This is a genomic window from Nocardia sp. CA-136227 (assembly GCF_050955695.1).
Classification (GTDB): Bacteria; Actinomycetota; Actinomycetes; order Mycobacteriales; family Mycobacteriaceae; genus Nocardia.
The window spans coordinates 6,150,143-6,169,215 of the sequence record NZ_CP192081.1; the positions used below are offsets into that span (position 1 = coordinate 6,150,143).

A 19,073-nucleotide genomic window follows, 5' to 3' on the forward strand; every position below is an offset into this window, starting at 1 on the left:
CCCGGAACCAGTTGGTTCCGGGCCACTTCCTAGTAGCGGGGACAGGATTTGAACCTGCGACCTCTGGGTTATGAGCCAACGAGTGGCAGTTCCACGCTGGCCGGCGGGTACCGAATAATCCCGTTTTCGCAGGATGTCGGAGGTACGACTGTGCCGCGCTCTCCGGGTCATCTCACCTGCGTCGTTGGGTTTCGCCGCGTCCGGTTGCCAAATTCGTTGCCAATTTCCAACACCTAACGGCTATTCCAGAAAATGCAGAGCCGCAGGTCGTGGTGTTGCCGGTTCGAGCCCCACCCCCATCGGCTCAGCGGCGGCCACCTTCGATCATTCGTTCCGGATCCATTTGGCCGAGAAGGCCATCGCCCGGCCGCACACCAGCGGCGTGGTCGATCTGACCCGGCCGGACCGCCTGCTGTGAACTGCCACGGCCAACCGGGTCTACCGCCGACAATCCGCCTTGATCATGAAGTCGGCGCGAGAGCATCCGGTCTACGACTTCGACCTGATGTGGTCCGCAGGAAATAGTGCCCGCAGCAGGGCCTCCTCGCGATCCGCGCAGCAATCAACACTCTGACTATTGACTCGACACCGTGTCGAGTGTGATGCTGCTGTCCACATTTCGGGCCAGCGATGCCCGTGGCGCGTCGGAGGTATGCAGTGCGTTCGTTGATGCTTGTCGATGGGGTCTTGACGATCGCGGAGGTGCCCCGGCCGATGCCGGGACCCGACGACGTCGTCGTCGAGGTAATGGCGTGCGGAGTGTGCGGATCCGATCTGCACATACAGCAGGACCCGACCGGGTTCGTGAAGACGACGGCACTGGCCGGGTATACGCCCATGGTGTTCGATCCGGAGGCGGGCGTGTGCCTGGGGCACGAGTTCTCGGGCCGGGTGGTCGAAATCGGCTCTGCTGTACAGCATCTGACAGTCGGGGATCACGTGGCGCAGGGTGCGCTGCTGCGCGGAACCGAACTGCACGCGCTCGGATTCAGCAACACCGTCCCGGGTGGGCTCTCCGACTACATCGTGCTGTCGGCGGCACTCACGCAGAAATTGCCGGAGGGCTGCGATCCGGTGTCGGCCGCCCTCGCTGAGCCGTTCGCGGTGGGGTTGAGTTCGGTGCGTCAGGGGCGGATGGGCGACGGCCGGGCCGCGATCGTGCTCGGCTGCGGGCCGATCGGCCTGGCCACCATCTGCGCGCTGGTTACCGAAGGGGTGGAGACCATCATCGCCTCCGATCCGATCTCCGCGCGACGTGCACTCGCGGCGAGCGTGGGAGCCACCGTGATCGTCGATCCGGCCGAGCGGTCACCGTTCGCGATCTGGCGGACAGCGCACGCGGCGGTCACCCCGACCGTATTCAACACCGTTGGGGCACCGGGATTTCTGAACCAGATGATCACTGATCTCCCGGTGGGTGCGCGGATCGTGCAAACCGGATTGCACAACGGGCTCGAGGAGTTCAACCCGCTGATGGCGATCTACAAACAGCTCGAACTGAAGTTCGTGCTCGGCTACACCCAGGAGGAGATGACCGAGGCGATCGCCCGCATTGCCGACGGCAGCTTCCCGGCCGCACGGCTGGTGACGGCCCGGGTGGGACTGGATCAGGCAGCGGTCGCGTTCGAGGCGCTCCAAGCGGCAGGGCCGCACGCCAAGATCATCATCGACCCCCGGATCGACCGGCCTTAACGGCAATCACCCGGTACGGCAGGCTTTTTCAGGACAAGGAACGCACGTTGGTCAATTTCGACATCGATCCCCGGTTCGCCGCACAACTCGACTGGATCCGCGAATTCGTCGACACCGAGATAGTCCCGATCGATCTCGCTTTCGGCGACGAGAACAATATCTACGACAAGACCCTGCCGCTGTGGCGCACGCACATTCGCCCACTACAGGAGCAGGTGCGCGCGCACGGGCTGTGGTCGTGCCACCTCACCCCGGACCTCGGCGGCCAGGGCTACGGGCAGGTCCGGCTCGCCCAGATGAACGAGATCCTGGGCCGATCACTGTTCGCCCCCAGCGTTTTCGGCTGCCAGGCACCCGACTCCGGCAATGCCGAGATCCTCGCCCACTACGGCACCCCGGCACAACGGGATCGCTACCTGCGCCCGCTGCTGGCGGGCGAGATCTCCTCCTGCTACTCGATGACCGAACCGCAGGGCGGGTCCGATCCCCGTGGGTTCACCGCAGTCGCCGTCCGGGACGGCGACGAATGGATCATCAACGGCGAGAAGTGGTTCTCCTCCAGCGCCGGGCACGCCACGTTCTTCATCGTCATGGCGGTCACCGATCCCACCGTGCCGGTGCATCGCGGCGCGTCCATGTTCCTGGTGCCCGCCGATACCCCGGGCATTCGGATCCTGCGGCATACCGGCATGGGTTACGACGAGGAGGGCACCGGAAATCATCCGTACGTGCGCTATCAGAACGTGCGGGTGCCCGCCGACGCCCTGATGGGCGCCGAGGGCGCGGCATTCACCATCGCTCAAGCGCGCCTCGGCGGCGGGCGGCTGCACCACGCCATGCGCACTGTCGGCGCGCTGCACCGCTGTCTGGACATGCTGTGTGAGCGCGCATTGAGCCGAACCACCGGACGCGGCCCGCTCGCCGACAACCCTGTCACCCAGGAGCGCATCGCCGAGGCGTGGGTGGAGCTCGAGCAGTTCCGGCTGCAGGTGCTGCACGCGGCGTGGACGGTGGATAAATTCGGTGCGAAGGCGGCGCGCAGACAGATCGCGGGCGTCAAGATCGCCACGCCACGGGTCTATCGCAACGCGGTGCTGCGGACCATGCAGTTGCACGGCGCGCTCGGCGTATCCAACGAGATGCCACTGGCGCGGATGCTGCTCACCGCCGTCACCCTGGGCATCGCGGACGGGCCGACCGAAGTGCATGAAATCTCGCTCGCCCGAGACGTTCTCGCCGATCACCAGCCCGCCCCAGGCGACTGGCCCAGCGAGCACCTTCCCGACCGCCGCCTTGCCGCCCGCGCGCGGTTCGCCACCGCACAGGAGTCATGAATGCAACCCGATCTCACCGGCAAGGTCGTGGTGATCACCGGTGCGAGCAGAGGACTCGGCCGCGCCATGGCCCTCGGATTCGCCCGCGCCGGAGCCGATGTGGTGGTCTCCAGTCGAACGGCAGAGGCCTGCGAGGAGGTCGCGGCGGAGATTCGCGCGGTGGGTCGCCGCGCGGTGGTCGCGCCGTGTCATGTCGGCCGATGGAGCGAATGCGCGCACCTGATCGACAGGGCGCGGGCGACGTTCGGGCGCATCGACGTTCTGGTCAACAATGCCGGAATCGCACCGGTCGCGCCTGCTCTACAAGCGATCGGCGAGGAGCTGTTCGACAAGACGCTCGCGGTGAATCTGAAGGGTCCGCTGCGCTTGACCGCCCTGGCCGCCGACCTCATGCCCGATGGCGCATCGGTCATCAATATCAGCTCCCGCGCCTCGACCAAACCGACCCCGCCGACCGTGGTGTACGCCGCCGCGAAGGCCGGCCTCAATGCGCTGACCATCGCCGCCGCACAGGAATTCGGGCCGCGCGGGATTCGGGTCAATGCGATTGTCTGCGGCCCGTTCCGCACCTCCAGTTTCACCAAGGCGCTCGACGGAACGGTGGACGAGCACGCCTTGACCGATCGAATTCCGTTGCGGCGCATCGGCGATCCGGAGGAGATCATCGGCACCGCGCTGTGGCTGGGCAGCGCCGCATCCTCGTATGTGACCGGCGCGCTGATCACCCTGGACGGTGGCGCATGACCACCTGGCCCGACGAAACCCGGATCGCCGCCTGGCTGGATCAGATCGGCCTCGAACCCGGCCTGCCCCTGCGCGTCACCCCGATCACCGCCGGCAAGTCGAACCTCATGTACCGGATCGAGCGGGGCCCGCGACGATGGGTGCTGCGCCGGCCCGCCGGAGTCGCCGTCGATCGCGCCGACGAAGGCATGCGCCGTGAATTCCGGCTGCTCACCGCGCTCACGAAAACCGCTGTGCCGCACCCCACCCCGGTGGCGTTGTGCACCGATCCCACGGTGTTCGGCCGTGTGTTCTATCTGATGGAAGCCGTCGACGGCTACTCTCCCATGCCGCCGCTACCCCCGTTCGCCGCCGCACCCGGCTACCCGGCCCGCGCGATGGCGGCGATGATCGACGCACTGGCGACTCTGCATCGGGTCGATCCGATGGCGTTGGGACTCAACGATTTCGGCCGTCCGGACGGATTCCACGAGCGCCAGGTCCGACGCTGGGGAAACCAGCTCGCGTCCTACGGTGACCACGACCTTCACGTCCTGCGTGAGATCGGGCCGTGGCTCGAGGCGCGCGCCCCTTCCGCATGGACACCCGGGCTTATGCACGGCGACTACCACATGCTCAATCTCCTGCTCGAGGGCGACGAGAACCCCAGAGTGACCGCGATTCTCGACTGGGAAACGGCCACGATCGGAGATCCGTTGCTCGACGTCGCCGGATTCCTCGAGGTCAGCCGCCTCGTCTATCCCAGCGAGGAGGGCTGGCCGGGCGAGGCGGAGATCCTGGCCCGCTACGATCCCGAACTCGTCCTCGGCGACCTCACCTACTATCGCGTTCTCTACAACTACCGGCTCGCGGTCCTGATGGGGGGCATCCACATTCGCTCGCTGCGTGATCCCGATCGGGCGGACGCCGCGGATGTCGGCGAGCGCGCCGTCCATGCCGCGCGGCGGGCACGCGACCTGTCGCGCTGAATACCGCGCTAAGGTCTCGGCGCGATATGATCGTCGAGACCCAGTGCGGCACACCAGATCGCGGCCATCGAATCGAACAGCCGCTCCGGATCCTCACCGTCGAACAGTGCCGACCCCCACACATGGTCCAGCTGGGACAGCAGCAATCGCACCCGACGCAAAGCCTCCACCCGCCGTTCGTCCGCCATACCGGCCAGGAATCCCGCGAGCATGTCCGCGCCGATCTGGGCGATCCCATTGGCCCGGTGCGCGATCGCCGGATCCACGACCGCAGCTTCCCGCCAGGCCGCGAGCAATCGCGCGTTCGCCGACCACCAACCGCGCGCTTGCCCTAGCCAGTCGCGCACCCGCGCACCTGACCCCGAAGCAAGCGCTTCATCCAGCGACGCCCAATACGGTGGCGCGCTATCCCGCATGAACTCCTCGACCACCCCGCCCAACACGTCGGCCTTGGTCGTGAAATGCAGGTAGAACGTTGCCCTATTGATCCCTGCCGCCTGCGCGATCGTCGCCACCGACGCCTCCGTGTAACCGGATCGCTCGAAAATCTCGGTCGCGGCGGCCACGATGCGCCGTCGCGTGAGTTGCTTCTGTTCCTCCCGCACCGAGGGTCGGGACGCCGCATCCCCCGCAGCCGCTCGGGTGAGTTCCATGCAGGGAGGCTACCCTCCTACTCGGGGCGACTCCGGGTGCGCTGCGAGAACCTCCACAACGCATCATCATTCCGTGGACCTCGGGTTTGATTCAGGTAGCACCGTGATCCCGGTTGGCCGACCGTTGAGAGATCAGCACGGCGAGCGCCCCGGTGATCGCGGCCATCCCGCCACATCCCACTTTATCCGCTGAGAGTCACCTGGTAGCAGGGCATTTCATAATTCACCCGCCGAGTGGACACAGGCATATCGGGCAGTTGCCAAATCCGTTGTCAAGAACCTCGACAAACGTTGAGGGCGGCCCTGAACCTACCGGTCAGGACCGCCCTCGTTAGTAGCGGGGACAGGATTTGAACCTGCGACCTCTGGGTTATGAGCCCAGCGAGCTACCGAGCTGCTCCACCCCGCGTCGGTGAACACAACATTACACACGGGCTAGCAGATGCACCAAATCGGGTGGTCAGGCGGGATTTTGCGGGGGTGCGGGCGTACCGAGCGAGGGGTGCGTGGCGAATCAGACCGGACGGTTGCCCATCAAGTGGAGCAATTGGAGTGAAAATCCTCCATTTGAGAGCCTCGCGCACGCGTTCGGCCGCTGGCATGCGCCAGAAACGTGACCGGTGTCACAAATTGTCGGTGATTCGAGTCACATCACGGTGAGATAACAGACCGCTCGGGTTAAGCATTTACAGCATAGCCAACCTGCATCAACGCCGATTTTTCAGTCATTCGCTTCATGCAATTCTGCAGTTATCAAGACGTGATCTGCCGAGATTTCCTCGTTATCGTCAGTCGCGGCCCGGAACAAACCTGCGATGGGCTCCGACTCGAACCGCTGCACTCCGGAAACCCTGTCCCGCGGTCGAGCACCCCGACTCCTGGGGACAGGGACACGGCGGAGCATCCGCGCCGGGCCGGTCGGCACAGGGAGGGAATAACACATGAAACAGAACCGGAAGATCAACACTCGCGCCCTCGGCCTCGCCGCCGTCACCGGCGCACTTGTTGCCGTCCCGTTCGGCTTCACCGCGACCGCCTCCGCCGCCCCGGCCCACGACTGGGACGGCGTCGCCCAGTGTGAGAGCGGCGGCAACTGGGGCATCAACACCGGCAACGGCTACTACGGCGGTCTGCAGTTCTCGCAGAGCACCTGGGCCGCCAACGGCGGTGCCGGCAACGCCTCCAACGCCAGCAAGGCCGAGCAGATCCGGGTGGCCGAGAACGTGCTCGCCTCCCAGGGCGTCGGCGCCTGGCCGGTCTGCGGCCAGTACCTGCGCACGGGCATCTCCGAGCCCGAGCCCACCCAGGAGCCCGCGGCCCCCGCGCCCGTCGCCCCCGCGGCCCCCACCGACCGCCAGGCCATGATCGACCAGGCCAAGGGCGTCGCCAACACCGTCGCCGAGCAGCTGGGCATGCAGGATCAGTACAACCAGATCCTCGCCTCGAACGCCGGCCTCATCGAGACCTGGGGCAAGTAGCCCGAATCTACTTCCTTTTCCGGAAGATATGGAAAGGTGCTGCGTCAATGGCGACGCGGCACCTTTCGCTATTTCGAGGCAATAATTCTTATTGTGCGACAGTAATTTCCGAGCCTGGAAATGCGAAAGGCGCTGTCATCCAATGGATGACAGCGCCTCTCACGTCAACGGATCAGCCGCCGGCCTTCTGGTAGTTGTTCACCGCGGTCTGCAACTGCTCGAGCGCCTTGCCCAGCGCGCCCAGATCGCCCGACTTCTGCGCGTCCTGCACCTGCCGCAGCGCGTCGTCGAGTTGCTTCACCGCCGCGTCCTTACCAGTGGATCCGGTCGGCGGGGGCGGGTTGGCCGGCGGCGTCGCGCCCTGGGTGGGCGGTGTAACCGCTTGTCCCGGTTGATCGGTCGCGGCATTGCCCGCGGCGGGCAGGATCTGATCGAGGGCTTCCTTGACCGTCGCGCCGTAGCCGACCTTGTCGCGGTAGCTCGCCAGCACCTTCACCAGCTGCGGGAAGGACGGCGCGTTCGGACCGCCGGTATTGCGTTCCAGATACCAGGGTTCGACGTAGAGGATGCCGCCGTCACCGACCGGCAGGGTCAGCAGATTGCCGTACTTGATCTTGTTGACATTGCCGCCCGTCAACAGGTTCCGGTCCCTCGACACTTGATCGGCCGTCGTCATGGACGTCTGCGTCTGACCCGGGCCCGAGGTCTGTGAATCCGCGGGCAATCGGAGCACGGTCAGCTTGCCGTAGTTCGCCGGATCCGAATTCGCCTGCAGGTAGGCGGACATGTAGTTCCGCTTGTAGCCCACGATGGCGCTGGTCAGATTGAACTGCGGCTTACCGGTTTTCGGATCGCCGAGCAGTACGTAGTACGGCGGCTGGTGAGCGCTGCTGGCCGCACCCTCCTGGGTCGGGTCGTTGGGGACCGACCAGAAGGCGTTGCCGTTGAAGAACTCCACCGGATCGTCCACGTGGTACTTCGCGAGCATCTCGCGCTGCACCTTGAACAGGTCCTCGGGATAGCGGAAGTGCGAACGCAGTTCGTCGGAGATCTCGCTCTCCGGCTTCACCGAGTTCGGGAACACTCCCATCCACGCCTGCAGGACCGGGTCCTTCTTGTCCACCTCGTAGAGGTTGACGGTGCCGTCGTAGGCATCCACGGTCGCCTTGACCGAGTTGCGGATGTAGGAGACTTCCTTGCGGGGTAGTAGACGCCCCGTGGCCTGGTCGATGCTGTCCTCGACCGCGCCGTCGAGCGGGGTCTTCTGCGCGTACGGGTAGTTGTCGAGGCTGGTGTACGCGTCCACGATCCAGACGATGCGGCCCTTCACCACGGCCGGGTAGGCATTGCCGTCGGCGGTCAGCCACGGCGCGACCTTGGTGACGCGCTCCCGCGGACTGCGATTGAAGATGATCTTCGAATCGGAGCCGATGGCGCCCGAGAACAGGATGTTGCGCTCGGCGTACTTGGCCGCGAAGGCCACCCGGTTGAACCAGTTGCCGATCTTCACACCGCCGGCGCCGGCGTAGGTGAACTGGTCGGTGGGAGTGTCGTATTCGCGCGGGGACTGGCCGTTGGCGCCGACGATGGCGTAGTCGGCGTCGCTCTTGGCGATCAGCTCGCCGTAGTAGATGCGCGGCTGGTCGACCGGAATGGCCTCCTTGAGCCCGGCCTTCTTGGTGATCAGGTCGCTGACCGTGGACATGTCGCCGACGGTGAACACCGGATAGCCGTAGCCGCCGTTGGAATCACTGCTGCCCGCGCTCTGCCCGGCCTGCTGGGATTCCTTGGGCGGGGCCGCGTTCACCTTGTTGGCGGGCGAGGCCACGAAGCCGTTGCCGTGCGTGTACACGGTGTGCTTGTTGAGCCAGTTGGTCTGGTTCTCCGACAGGTTCTGCGGCTGGAGCTCGCGCGCCGCCACCACGTAGTCGCCCAGTTCACCGTTGACGGTGTAGCGGTCGATGTCGAGCGGGTCGGGGAAGCCGTAGAAGTTCTGCAGCTGCTGGTTGCGCTGAATGAACGTCTGGGTCAGCAGGTTCGGGTCCAGCAGGCGGATGTTCTTGATGGTCTGCTGGTCGGCGGGCGAGCTGACCTGGTCATTGGTCGCGACGCCCTTGTAGTTGACGTACTCGACCTTGTCCGGGGTGAGCCCGTAGGCCGAGCGGGTGGCGTCGATATTGCGCTCGATGTAGGCGCGCTCCTTGGTGGCCGCGTTCGGGCGCACCGAGAACTGCTCCACCAGCAGCGGCCACACCGCGCCCACCAGCACCGAGGACAGCACCAGCAGCGCCGCCGCCATGGCCGGAATGCGCAAGTCGCGCAGCACGACTCCGGCGAAGAAGGCGATGGCGCAGATGACCGCGATCGACAGCAGGATCAGCTTGGCGGGCAGCACCGCGTTGATGTCGGTGTAGGAACCGCCGGTGAAGGTCGGCTCCTTGCGGGTGCTCGACAGCAGGGCGTACCGGTCGAACCAGTAGGCGACGGCCTTGAGCGCCACGAAGATCCCGGCCAGGATCGCCAGCTGCACCCGCGCGGAGTTGCTCAGCGTGCCCTCCCGCCCCGACAGCCGCAGCCCGCCGAAGACGTAGTGCGCCACCAGGTTCGCGAAGAACGCGATCACCACCGCCACGAACAGCCAGTTCAGCACCATGCGGTAGAACGGCAGGTCGAAGGCGTAGAAGCCGACGTCGAGATGGAACTGCGGGTCCTGCACGCCGAACGAGCCGCCGTGCAGGAACAGCTGCACCGTCACCCAGTTCGACTGCGCCACCAGACCCGACAGCACGCCGATGAGCACCGGGATGCCCAGGCCGAACAGGCGCAGCCGGCTCATCACCGTGGTGCGGTAGCGGGCGATCGGATCGCCGGGACCGCTCACCGGCACGAACACCGGCCGGGTGCGGTAGGCCAGCAGCAGCGCCAGCCAGATGATCGCCGCCACGACCACCGCGACCACCAGGAACAGCAGCACCCGGGTGAGCAGCACGGTGTGGTAGACGTTGCGGAACCCCACCTCCCCGAACCACAACCAGTTGGTATAGGCGTCGGTCAGCCGGGGCCCGACCAGTAACAGGGCGGCCAGCACCAGGGCCGTGACGAGCAGAATGCGGCTGCGTCGCGACAGCGAAGGTAAGCCGGTCGGGGGGCGCATGCCCACGATGCCACTCTCCCAGGGTCCGGCGACGTCCGAACCGGGAAACCGGCGCCGAACGTCGCAGTCCGATGATGCGAGCTGGTCCCAGGGGACCGTTCGCGCCCCACTCTACGTAAAACGCCCGCCGCGCGGCCCAACACCTGCCGCGTCGGACAGGTATTCACGAGATGCGAGGATGACCGGGTGAATCCAGAGCAGTGGGCGGCGTCGGCCCTGTACCGGTGCATTCGGGAAGTCGCGGAGTATGTCGACGGTGAGGGCTGGGACCGGCCGCCGCAGATGTTCGCGCTGGTCCCGACCGCGGACCTGGTCGCCGCCGAGCCCGCGCTGCTGGATCAGCTCGACGAGAAGGACGCGCTGACCCCCATTGCGCAGGAGCCGTTCCCGGAGGACATCGCGGGCGAGGCCGACGCCATGGCGCTCGACGAATTCCTGGGCACCACCAGCTGGCCGGCCTCGGTCGAGGGCTGCGTGCTGGTGCAGCAGATCGTGGTGCTGCCGCCGACCGCCGAGCAGTCGCTCGACGAGGCCATCGCGCCGCTGCTCGCCGACCGGGACGCCGCCGACCAGGCCGGTCGCCAGGCGGCGCTCACACACGCCGAACGCCGCGACGCCCGGCTGTTCGTCGGCGTGCTGCGCGACGGTACCTCGCTGTCGCTGCTGCAGGTGCGGCCCAGCGAGGAGGAAGAGGACCCGTTCGGCGACCTCGACCTGCGCACGGCGCCGAACCTCGCCCCGAATCTGGTCGAGGCGCTGCTGCACACCCTCGAGAACGATCCCGACGAGTTCTGACCCCGCGCCGGGCGAGGGTCAGCCGCAGGTCGGCGCGTCCTTGCCCGCATTGATGTCGTCGAGGGCCTGGACCGCGCCGGACAGGTTCTCGACCTTCACCAGGCGCAGGCCCTCGGGCGTGCGCTGCGCGGCCTCGTTGCAGTTGGCGGCCGGGACCAGGAAGGTCTCGGCGCCCTTCTCACGCGCGGCGATCATCTTGTACTGGATGCCGCCGATCGGTCCGACCTTGCCGTCCGGATCGATGGTGCCGGTGCCCGCCACGAACTTGCCGCCGGACAGGTCGCCGGGGGTGAGCTTGTCGATCAGGGCGAGGGTGAACATGAGTCCCGCCGAAGGGCCTCCGATCTCGCCCAGATTGAACGCAACCTTGATCGGACCCTTGGAGATCTCGTCGGGCGTGATGCCCAGGTAGCCCTTGCCGGAGTCGTCCGGGCGCGGGGCCAGGGTGATCTCGGCGGACTGCTCGACGCCGTCGCGGCGGAAGACCACGCCGATGGCGGTGCCGGGCTTGACCGAGGAGACCGCGGCGACAACGTCTTTCGCGGTGACGATGTGCTTGCCGTCCACCGTCACCAGTTCGTCGCCCTTGCGCAGCACATCCTTGGCGGGGCCGTCGTCGGAGACATTCGCGAGCTGGACCGCGGTCGGCAGCTTCAGATAGTTGAGCGCCGCCAATTCGGCGGAGTCCTCGGAATCCTTGAACTGCTGCTGATTGGATTTGTCTACATCGTCACGTGTCTGCCCCGGCGGATACACCTCGGCGCGCGGCACCAATCCATGTTCGCCGCCGATCCACAGCCGGAACGCGTCGAAGATATTCAGCTGATCGCGAACGGACACGGTCGTCATATTGAGATTGCCGGAAGCGGATTTCAGCTCCGCGCCCTGCACGTCGACCACCTGTTTGCCGTCGAATTCGCCCAGCGTATTGAAGGTCGGCCCTGGTCCGAGCGCCACGAACGGCACCGTGACGACACTGCCAACGATACCCAGCGCCAGAATCGGGATCAGAGCGGCGAGCAGGGTGAATATCCGACGGTTCACGCGGCCAAGGGTACTGGTCATCGAGGCCATTGCCGCGCTCCGCTCGGCGGTTCGTGTGATCTGCGGCTCCAGTACCGTAGTGGGTATGAGTGATTTCCCGTTCGGATTCTCGAATCGCGACGACGACCCGGAGCGCAAGCCCGGCGACGAGTCCAGCGGTTCTGATGCGAACAACCCGTTCGGATTCGCCATGGGCGGCCCGGGCGGTGGCGGATTCGATCCCTCGCAACTCGGCCAGATGCTCTCGCAGCTCGGCGCCATGTTCTCCAGCATGGGACAGCCGGGCGCGGCCCAGGCCGGACCGGTCAATTACGACATCGCCAAGCGGCTGGCCCGCCAGCAGCTGGGCGCGAGCGTCACGCCGGTCTCCGCAGGCGCGCAGCAGGCCGTCACCGACGCCTCGCACCTGGCGGAACTGTGGCTCGACGCGGCCACCACCTTCCCGGCCGGCGCGAGCAAGACCGTCGCCTGGACCGCCAACGACTGGATCGAGGAGACGCTGCCCACCTGGAAGCGGCTCTGCGACCCGGTGGCCGAACAGGTTTCGGGCATGTGGACCGCGACGCTGCCGGCCGAGGCCCGCGAATTCGCCGGGCCGATGATGGGCATGCTGGGCCAGATGGGCGGGCTCGCCTTCGGTTCGCAGCTGGGCCAGGCCCTGGGCCAGCTCGCTAAGGAGGTGCTGACCTCCACCGACATCGGGCTGCCGCTGGGTCCCGCCGGCACCGCCGCGCTGCTGCCCACCGCCATCTCCGAATTCAGCGCCGGGCTCGAGCAGCCCGAGAGCGAGATCCTGGTCTACCTGGCCGCCCGCGAGGCCGCCCACCAGCGGCTGTTCGCGCACGTGCCGTGGCTGCGCCAGCAGGTGCTGGGCGCGGTCGAGGACTACGCGCGCGGCATCAAGATGGACTTCTCGGCCATCGAACAGGCCGCGGCGGGCCTGGATCCGATGACCCTCGCGCAGGATCCGTCCAAGCTGGAAGAGCTGCTGTCCCAGGGGACCTTCGAACCGCAGACCACCCCGGAGCAGAAGGCCGCGCTGGAACGGCTGGAAACCCTGCTCGCCCTGATCGAGGGCTGGGTGGAGACCGTGGTCAGCGACGCCGTGGGCGACCGGCTGCCCGGCGCGGGCGCGCTGGCCGAGACGCTGCGCCGCCGCCGCGCCACCGGCGGCCCGGCCGAGCAGACCTTCGCGACCCTGGTCGGACTGGAACTGCGGCCGCGCAAGGTGCGCGAGGCCGCCGCGCTGTGGCGGCGACTGACCGACGACACCGGCCTCGAGAAGCGCGACGGCGTCTGGGCCCACCCGGACCTGCTGCCCGACTCCTCGGACCTGGACTCCCCGGCGGGCTTCATCGACTCGGTGCTGGGCGGCGGCTCGACGGTGTTCGACGACCCGCTGGCGCAGCTGGCCGAGACCGAGGCGCGCGAACGGGCCGAGAAGGAGGCCCGGGGCGGCGACGCCGAGACCGGAACCTCGGACGGGGAAGACACGAAGTAAGAGTTGTGGATAACCCGCGAAAGCGCTGATCAACAAGCGTTTTCGCGGGTTTCCGCATTTCCGGGGACGCGCAGACTGACGCTATGACGGCAGTGACATCCCCACCAACAGCAGCCCTCGCCCGAACCGCGACGCGCGGGGCGACCACCTTTACCCGCGGACCGATGTTGCATCCGCGAATCGCGGTGCTGGTACGGCCGGATGGCGCGGTGCAGTTGGGGTGGAGTTCGGAGCGTGCGGTCATCGTTCGACCGCCCGGTCCTGTGGAATCGGGGCCCGCGTTGGTGCGGCTGCTGGACGGGTCGCGGACCGAGGCGGAGATCCTCTGGCAGGCGCGGGAATTGGGGTTCGAGGTCGAAGACGTGCGGACGCTGTTGGGGGAACTCGCGGATGCCGGGCTGCTGGCGGCAGCGGAACCGCGAAGTCGGCTGCGGACGGTGCGGGTGCACGGGCGCGGGCCGTTGGCGGACGCGCTGCTCGATGGGTTGCAGCGGATCGGGCTGCGGGCCAAGCACTCTCATGGGCGGGCGGATGCACCGGGCAGTGGGGAGCCATGGCCGGAGCGGCCGGATCTGCTGGTGCTGTCCGACACCTTGGTGCCCGATCCGGCGCTGGTCGCCGACCTCGTGCGGGCGCGCGTCCCGCACCTGCTGGTGCGGATCCGCGACGGGGCCGGGATCGTCGGCCCGCTGGTGCTGCCGGGCGAAACCGCTTGCCTGCGTTGTGCGGACCTGTACCGCACGGCGGCCGAACCGGCGTGGCCGCAACTGGCCGCACAGCTGCTGGGCCGGGTCGGGTGCGCTTCCCCGGCCGTGGCCGTGCTCACCGCGGCGCTGGCGCTGCGCGAGATCGAGACCGTGGCACGCGGCCGCGCGGAGCGGCCACCGGCGAGTTTGAACGCCACCCTGGAGTGGGATCCGGACACCGCGCGGCTGGATCGGCGGACCTGGACGCCGCATCCCGACTGCGGTTGCGGCGCGGAGGCGATGGTGTGATGGAAACCACTCCCCCTCGTCACCCGGCAGAACACCCGAATCACATGGCGGACCGTCTGGGACATCGGCATGATGGGAACGTGTCAGAGATTGTGAGCAAGCGCTCTTCCCGCAATGCCAAGCTGGCCAAGATTCCGCTCGGCATCGCAGGGCGGGCGGCCGTCGGATTCGGCCGCAAACTTGCCGGGGGAGACAAGCAGGAGATCAACGCCGAGCTCAATCAGAAGGCCGCCGAACAGCTGTTCGCCGTGCTCGGGGAGCTCAAGGGCGGGGCCATGAAGTTCGGACAGGCGCTGTCGGTGATGGAGGCCGCCGTCCCCGAGGAGTTCGGCGAGCACTACCGCGAGGCGCTCACCAAGCTGCAGGCCGCCGCGCCGCCCATGCCGGTCGCGGCCGTGCACCGGCAGCTCGACCAGCAGCTGGGAACCGGTTGGCGGCAACGATTCCGGGAATTCGACGACCAGCCCACCGCCTCGGCCAGCATCGGCCAGGTGCACAAGGCGGTCTGGTCCGACGGCCGGACCGTCGCGGTGAAGGTGCAGTACCCGGGCGCCGACGAGGCGCTGCGCGCCGATCTCAAGACACTCAATCGGATGGCCGGCATGATGGGCGCGCTGATCCCCGGCGCGGAGATCAAGCCGATCCTCGCCGAGATCAGCGAGCGCACCGAGGAGGAGCTGGACTACCGGATCGAGGGCGGGCACCAGCGCCAGTTCGCCAAGGCGTTCCACAGGCACCCGCGCTTCCTGGTACCGAAGGTGGTGGCCAGCGCGCCGAAGGTGATCGTCACCGAGTGGCTCGACAATGCCACCCCGGTCTCGCGAATCATCCAGCAGGGCATGGCCGATCCGGAAGGAACGGTCGAGCTGCGCAATCGGGTCGCGGCGCTGATGGGCGAATTCCATTTCAGCTCACCGGCCATCGCGGGATTGCTGCACGCCGATCCGCATCCGGGCAACTTCATGGTGCTCGAGGACGGGCGGCTCGCGGTCATCGACTACGGCGCGTGCGCGCCGCTGCCCAACGGCTTCCCCAAGGTCCTGGGTGAACTGGTGGCGCTGGAGGTCGAGGAGCGTTTCGACGAGCTGGTGGCGCTGCTGCACGACCATGGCTGGGTCATTCCCGGAAAGACGGTGAGCATCCAGGAGATTCAGGACTATCTCCGCCCCTTCACCGACCCGATCAAGACCGAGACCTTCCACTTCACCCGCCGCTGGATGCAGCGCGTCGCGGGCAAGGCCACCGACATCTCCAATGCCGAGATGATGAAAACGGCCCGCTCCCTGCAACTTCCGGCCGAACACGTGATGATCTTCCGGGTCCTGGGCGGTTCGGTCGGCATCTGCGCCCAGCTCGACGCCGAAGTCCCGTTCATGAAGCTGATGAACGACTGGGTCCCCGGCTACGCCGAAACCCGCCGCGCCGCTTCGTAGTATTGACCCCACACGCAAAACGACCCGCCTACCTCGAGGTAAGCGGGTCGTATGCGTTCAATTCCCCCGGAAGCCGGGGCGGTCATGCCACCGTGACCTTGCGCGGGCGGCCACGCGGGCGCTTGCGGGCGATCACGACACCCTGGTCGAAGATCTCACCGCCCCAGACACCCCACGGCTCGGCACGATCCAGGGCGGCCGACAGGCAGCCCTGACGGATCGGGCAGCTGGCGCACAGCGCCTTGGCCTCTTCCAGCTGGGCCGGAGCCTCGGCGAACCACAGGTCGGGGTTGCCGGCGCGGCAGGGGACATTGATGGTGACGGCCCGGCGGGTGCGGGCGGTCGTGTTGGCCACGGTGTTGCGGCATGTCACTCGTTCACGGATGACCGTGGTGGACACGTCGTTCTCCTTCAGCTCGTGCATCGGTCGTTCGTAGGTTTCGCGAGACCGGTGCCGGTGGCTGGAGGCCGATAAAACTATGGCCACGGTTTCGCGTCTGTCGCGATCCGTGGCCAGGAGGTCTGGGAGGTGAATCCCTACCTGAGTCGACTTCGGTGTCGACTCCTGTTCACGGACGCTGGGTCGGTGGTGTTGGGGCGGGCTGCCAGCAGATGCACCGGTCGCTCGGATCCGGTTGCGCCTGTGACGGTTTCGACGGCCGAGCCGGTGACGGTGTCAACGACTGCGGTTGCCGGGTACCAATTGCCCTCGGGCTTGTCCTGCTTGATCACGATCTGCTGATCCGCTTGGGCTTTGCTTGCAAAGACCTGAAGACCAAGATCGCCACTCACGCCGGACATACGAATCCCCTGCGAAGCGAGGATCCCCAGGGAGACGGGCGCAACGGACATGACTGACGCCATGCTGACGCGGCCGGCGGTGATGCCGGTCGTCGCGATGCCTGCGTTGCTGTTCATTGGTCTGCCTCCCTCCTTCACTCGTTTGCGATCAGTGCTTGGTGCGCGCGGGGTCTTCCCCTGTGCACCTGAACCACATTAGGTATCCATACAGATACGCACAACCTATTTTTGACCTGCGGTTTTCGACCTCACAACGGCGAGCACGTCCGCACCGTAGGTCTGCAACTTCTTGGCGCCGATGCCGGGGATGGCCACCAGGGCCCGATCGTCGGCCGGACGCTGCTCGGCGATCGCGGTCAGCGTGGTGTCACTGAAGACCACGAAATGCGGCAGCGAGAGCTCTTCGGCCTTCTCCTTGCGCCACTCCCTGAGCGCCTCGAGCAGCTCGGGATCCACGTCGGCCGGGCAGCGCGAGCAGCGGCCGAGCATGGTGGCCTGAGTGTTGAGCAGCGGGCGGCCGCAGATGCGGCAGGTCGGGTGGACCCGCTTGGGACCGCTGGGCCGCCCGGTGGTGTGGGTGGCGATGCGCGAGGCCGGGGAATCGTCGGGGACCAGGCCGATCAGGAATCGGGAGCGCCGACGCACCTTGCGCCCGCCCGCGGAACGGGCCAGCGCCCAGGACAATTGGAGGTGCTCGCGCGCCCGGGTGACGCCGACGTAGAGCAGGCGGCGTTCCTCCTCCAGCGCGGCCTCGTCGGACACGGTCGCGTCCGGGCCGAGCACGTGCTGGATGGGCAGGGTGCCGTCGGCCAGGCCGACCAGGAAGACGGCGTCCCATTCCAGGCCCTTGGCCGCGTGCAGCGAGGCCAGCGTGACGCCCTGCACGGTCGGTGGATGCCGGGCCTCGGCGCGGGCGGCCAGCTCGCGCAGCAGGCCGGACAGATCGAGTTCGGGTTCGGCCTCGGCCAATTCCTCGGTGAGGGCGACCAGCGCCACCAGCGAGGCCCAGCGCTCCCGGGCCTGGACACCGACCGGCTCCTCCTTGGTGAGCCCGACCCCGGCCAGCGCCGCGCGCACCAGGGTCACCAGTTTCGGGCCGCGCGCATCGGGCAGGTCGTCGCGATTGGCGGCGGTGCGCAGCGCGGACACCGCCTGCCGCACCTCCGGCCGCTGGAAGAAGCCCTCGCCGCCGCGCACCTGATACGGGATGCCAGCCTCGGTGAGGGCCTGCTCGTAGACCTCCGACTGGGCGTTGATGCGATAGAGGATGGCGATCTCCGCGGCGGGCACGCCGGTGCTCAGCAGTTTGGCGACCGCCTTGGCCACGGCGGCGGCCTCGGCGGGTTCGTCGTCGTATTCGGCGAAGGCCGGCTCCGGACCGTCGGGACGCTGGCCGATGAGCTGCAATCGGGTGCCCGCGATCCGGCCGCGGGCCGCGCCGATCACCCGGTTGGCCAGTGACACCACCTGCGGCGTGGAACGGTAGTCGCGTTCCAGGCGGACGACGGTGGCCTCGGGGAAGCGGCGTGAGAAGTCCAGCAGGAAGGTCGGACTCGCGCCGGTGAACGAGTAGATGGTCTGGTTGGCGTCGCCGACCACGGTCAGGTCGTCGCGATCGCCGAGCCAGGCGTCGAGCACCCGCTGCTGCAGCGGGGTGACGTCCTGGTACTCGTCCACCACGAAACACCGGTAGCGGCCGCGGAACTCCTCGGCCACCGCGGAGTAGTCCTCGAGCGCGGCGGCGGTGTGCAGCAGCAGATCGTCGAAGTCGAGCAGCAGGCCGTCGGGAGTGTTCTTCAGTGCCTCGTAATAGGTGTAGACCGCGGAGACCTTCTTGGCCTCGTAGGGCACGTCGCGGTGGCGGCGGGCCGCCTCGCCCGCGTAGTCCTCGGGCGCGATGAGCGAGCCTTTGGCCCATTCGATCTCGCTGATCAGGTCGCGCAGGCTGTCGGTGTCGGTGGGCAGGCCCGCACGGCCCGCGGCCTGGGCCACGATGGGGAACTTGCCGTCGATCAGCCGCCACGGCACGTCGCCGACCACCTGCGGCCAGAAGTACTTGAGCTGCCGCAGCGCCGCGGCGTGGAAGGTGCGCGCCTGCACCTGCCCGGCCTCGCCGCTCAGACCCAGCGCCCGCAACCGGTTGCGCAGCTCCCCCGCGGCGCGGGCGGTGAAGGTCACCGACAGCACCTGATCGGCCCGGACGTGTCCGGCCGACACCAGGTGCGCGATGCGATGGGTGATGGTGCGCGTCTTACCGGTGCCCGCGCCCGCCAGCACGCAGACCGGTCCCCGGGGCGCGCGCACGGCCGCCGCCTGCTCGGCATCGAGGTCGTCGAGCCGGAGCTGGGCCTGGGTGGTCACGGCAGTCACGCGCTCCATCATGACAGCGCCCTCCGACACGGCGGGCGGCCATCGGCGTGGCGGCCCGAATCGGCCCGGCCGGAGCGCGGTCCGCCCCAGCGGTTCGGTCGCCGGTCGCGG

Annotated in this window: 16 protein-coding genes and 1 tRNA gene; 10 read left to right on the plus strand and 7 right to left on the minus strand. The window is 67.6% G+C overall.

Annotation, left to right across the window (positions count from 1 at the left end; genetic code table 11):
• The first annotated feature begins 184 nt into the window (after positions 1 to 184).
• The 5 genes from ACQP06_RS28565 to ACQP06_RS28585 all read left to right on the plus strand — a co-directional run bounded on the left by ACQP06_RS28565 (position 185) and on the right by ACQP06_RS28585 (position 4,738).
• Positions 185 to 418: a hypothetical protein gene (locus ACQP06_RS28565; RefSeq protein ID WP_433667715.1), complete on the plus strand. Its 234-nt coding sequence runs from the start codon at positions 185 to 187 to the stop codon at positions 416 to 418.
• A gap of 296 nt (positions 419 to 714) precedes the next feature.
• Positions 715 to 1,692 carry an alcohol dehydrogenase catalytic domain-containing protein gene (locus tag ACQP06_RS28570; protein WP_433667717.1) on the plus strand — a complete coding sequence of 326 codons (978 nt, stop codon included), beginning with the start codon at positions 715 to 717 and terminating at the stop codon, positions 1,690 to 1,692.
• A 47-nt stretch (positions 1,693 to 1,739) separates the two neighbouring features.
• On the plus strand, positions 1,740 to 3,026 hold the full coding sequence (locus tag ACQP06_RS28575) for an acyl-CoA dehydrogenase family protein (protein WP_433667719.1): 1,287 nt from the start codon (positions 1,740 to 1,742) through the stop codon (positions 3,024 to 3,026).
• Entirely contained in the window at positions 3,027 to 3,770 is a 744-nt protein-coding gene (locus ACQP06_RS28580; RefSeq protein WP_433667720.1) for an SDR family NAD(P)-dependent oxidoreductase, read from the plus strand.
• Entirely contained in the window at positions 3,767 to 4,738 is a 972-nt protein-coding gene (locus ACQP06_RS28585) for a phosphotransferase family protein (protein WP_433667722.1), read from the plus strand. The genes ACQP06_RS28580 and ACQP06_RS28585 overlap by 4 nt, the downstream gene beginning before the upstream one ends.
• An 8-nt stretch (positions 4,739 to 4,746) precedes the next feature.
• Here the strand turns inward: ACQP06_RS28585 and ACQP06_RS28590 are convergent, their stop codons facing one another.
• Together ACQP06_RS28590 and ACQP06_RS28595 are read right to left on the minus strand one after the other, a co-directional pair.
• Positions 4,747 to 5,391, minus strand: a complete 645-nt coding sequence (locus ACQP06_RS28590) for a TetR/AcrR family transcriptional regulator (protein ID WP_433667723.1) — start codon at positions 5,389 to 5,391, stop codon at positions 4,747 to 4,749.
• A 335-nt stretch (positions 5,392 to 5,726) separates the two neighbouring features.
• A tRNA-Met gene (locus ACQP06_RS28595) sits at positions 5,727 to 5,800 on the minus strand.
• A gap of 532 nt (positions 5,801 to 6,332) precedes the next feature.
• Between ACQP06_RS28595 and ACQP06_RS28600 the strand changes: the two genes are divergently transcribed.
• Complete coding sequence (locus tag ACQP06_RS28600) at positions 6,333 to 6,869, plus strand: transglycosylase family protein (protein WP_433667725.1); 537 nt, start codon at positions 6,333 to 6,335, stop codon at positions 6,867 to 6,869.
• A 172-nt stretch (positions 6,870 to 7,041) separates the two neighbouring features.
• On the opposite strand, the gene ACQP06_RS28605 is transcribed toward ACQP06_RS28600, so the two are convergent.
• A complete protein-coding gene (locus ACQP06_RS28605) occupies positions 7,042 to 10,029 on the minus strand; it encodes a UPF0182 family protein (protein WP_433667726.1) in 2,988 nt (995 codons plus the stop codon).
• Between the two features lie 180 nt (positions 10,030 to 10,209).
• Here ACQP06_RS28605 and ACQP06_RS28610 point away from each other — a divergent pair, with 180 nt between their 5' ends.
• Positions 10,210 to 10,818, plus strand: coding sequence for a PPA1309 family protein (locus ACQP06_RS28610; RefSeq protein ID WP_433667728.1), 609 nt, complete (start codon positions 10,210 to 10,212; stop codon positions 10,816 to 10,818).
• 18 nt (positions 10,819 to 10,836) lie between these two features.
• Here ACQP06_RS28610 and ACQP06_RS28615 read toward each other — a convergent pair whose 3' ends face one another.
• Complete coding sequence (locus tag ACQP06_RS28615) at positions 10,837 to 11,862, minus strand: YlbL family protein (RefSeq protein WP_433667729.1); 1,026 nt, start codon at positions 11,860 to 11,862, stop codon at positions 10,837 to 10,839.
• Positions 11,863 to 11,947: 85 nt separating this feature from the next.
• Here ACQP06_RS28615 and ACQP06_RS28620 point away from each other — a divergent pair, with 85 nt between their 5' ends.
• From ACQP06_RS28620 to ACQP06_RS28630, 3 genes are all read left to right on the plus strand, one after another.
• Positions 11,948 to 13,363: a zinc-dependent metalloprotease gene (locus ACQP06_RS28620; protein WP_433667731.1), complete on the plus strand. Its 1,416-nt coding sequence runs from the start codon at positions 11,948 to 11,950 to the stop codon at positions 13,361 to 13,363.
• Between the two features lie 164 nt (positions 13,364 to 13,527).
• On the plus strand, positions 13,528 to 14,358 hold the full coding sequence (locus tag ACQP06_RS28625; RefSeq protein WP_433667732.1) for a TOMM precursor leader peptide-binding protein: 831 nt from the start codon (positions 13,528 to 13,530) through the stop codon (positions 14,356 to 14,358).
• Positions 14,359 to 14,402: 44 nt separating this feature from the next.
• Positions 14,403 to 15,791 (plus strand): ABC1 kinase family protein, encoded by a 1,389-nt coding sequence (locus tag ACQP06_RS28630; protein WP_433667734.1) that lies wholly within the window; start codon positions 14,403 to 14,405, stop codon positions 15,789 to 15,791.
• A gap of 82 nt (positions 15,792 to 15,873) precedes the next feature.
• On the opposite strand, the gene ACQP06_RS28635 is transcribed toward ACQP06_RS28630, so the two are convergent.
• The 3 genes from ACQP06_RS28635 to ACQP06_RS28645 all read right to left on the minus strand — a co-directional run bounded on the left by ACQP06_RS28635 (position 15,874) and on the right by ACQP06_RS28645 (position 18,971).
• The gene (locus ACQP06_RS28635; RefSeq protein WP_357086867.1) at positions 15,874 to 16,215 is read right to left on the minus strand and encodes a WhiB family transcriptional regulator; all 342 of its coding nucleotides are present in this window, start codon (positions 16,213 to 16,215) and stop codon (positions 15,874 to 15,876) included.
• A 113-nt stretch (positions 16,216 to 16,328) separates the two neighbouring features.
• Complete coding sequence (locus ACQP06_RS28640) at positions 16,329 to 16,709, minus strand: hypothetical protein (RefSeq protein ID WP_379272049.1); 381 nt, start codon at positions 16,707 to 16,709, stop codon at positions 16,329 to 16,331.
• Between the two features lie 105 nt (positions 16,710 to 16,814).
• Positions 16,815 to 18,971, minus strand: a complete 2,157-nt coding sequence (locus ACQP06_RS28645; RefSeq protein ID WP_433673449.1) for an ATP-dependent DNA helicase UvrD2 — start codon at positions 18,969 to 18,971, stop codon at positions 16,815 to 16,817.
• Positions 18,972 to 19,073: the final 102 nt, after the last annotated feature.

Excerpts from the sequence above, each read along its gene's own strand:
- ACQP06_RS28580 (WP_433667720.1), top strand. The coding sequence starts at position 3,027 with ATGCAACCCGATCTCACCGGCAAGGTCGTGGTGATCACCGGTGCGAGC.
- ACQP06_RS28625 (WP_433667732.1), top strand. The coding sequence starts at position 13,528 with ATGTTGCATCCGCGAATCGCGGTGCTGGTACGGCCGGATGGCGCGGTG.
- ACQP06_RS28570 (WP_433667717.1), top strand. The coding sequence starts at position 715 with ATGCCGGGACCCGACGACGTCGTCGTCGAGGTAATGGCGTGCGGAGTG.
- ACQP06_RS28620 (WP_433667731.1), top strand. The coding sequence starts at position 11,948 with ATGAGTGATTTCCCGTTCGGATTCTCGAATCGCGACGACGACCCGGAG.
- ACQP06_RS28600 (WP_433667725.1), top strand. The coding sequence starts at position 6,333 with ATGAAACAGAACCGGAAGATCAACACTCGCGCCCTCGGCCTCGCCGCC.
- ACQP06_RS28635 (WP_357086867.1), bottom strand. The coding sequence starts at position 16,215 with ATGCACGAGCTGAAGGAGAACGACGTGTCCACCACGGTCATCCGTGAA.
- ACQP06_RS28645 (WP_433673449.1), bottom strand. The coding sequence starts at position 18,971 with ATGGAGCGCGTGACTGCCGTGACCACCCAGGCCCAGCTCCGGCTCGAC.
- ACQP06_RS28630 (WP_433667734.1), top strand. The coding sequence starts at position 14,403 with ATGGCGGACCGTCTGGGACATCGGCATGATGGGAACGTGTCAGAGATT.
- ACQP06_RS28640 (WP_379272049.1), bottom strand. The coding sequence starts at position 16,709 with ATGAACAGCAACGCAGGCATCGCGACGACCGGCATCACCGCCGGCCGC.
- ACQP06_RS28590 (WP_433667723.1), bottom strand. The coding sequence starts at position 5,391 with ATGGAACTCACCCGAGCGGCTGCGGGGGATGCGGCGTCCCGACCCTCG.
- ACQP06_RS28585 (WP_433667722.1), top strand. The coding sequence starts at position 3,767 with ATGACCACCTGGCCCGACGAAACCCGGATCGCCGCCTGGCTGGATCAG.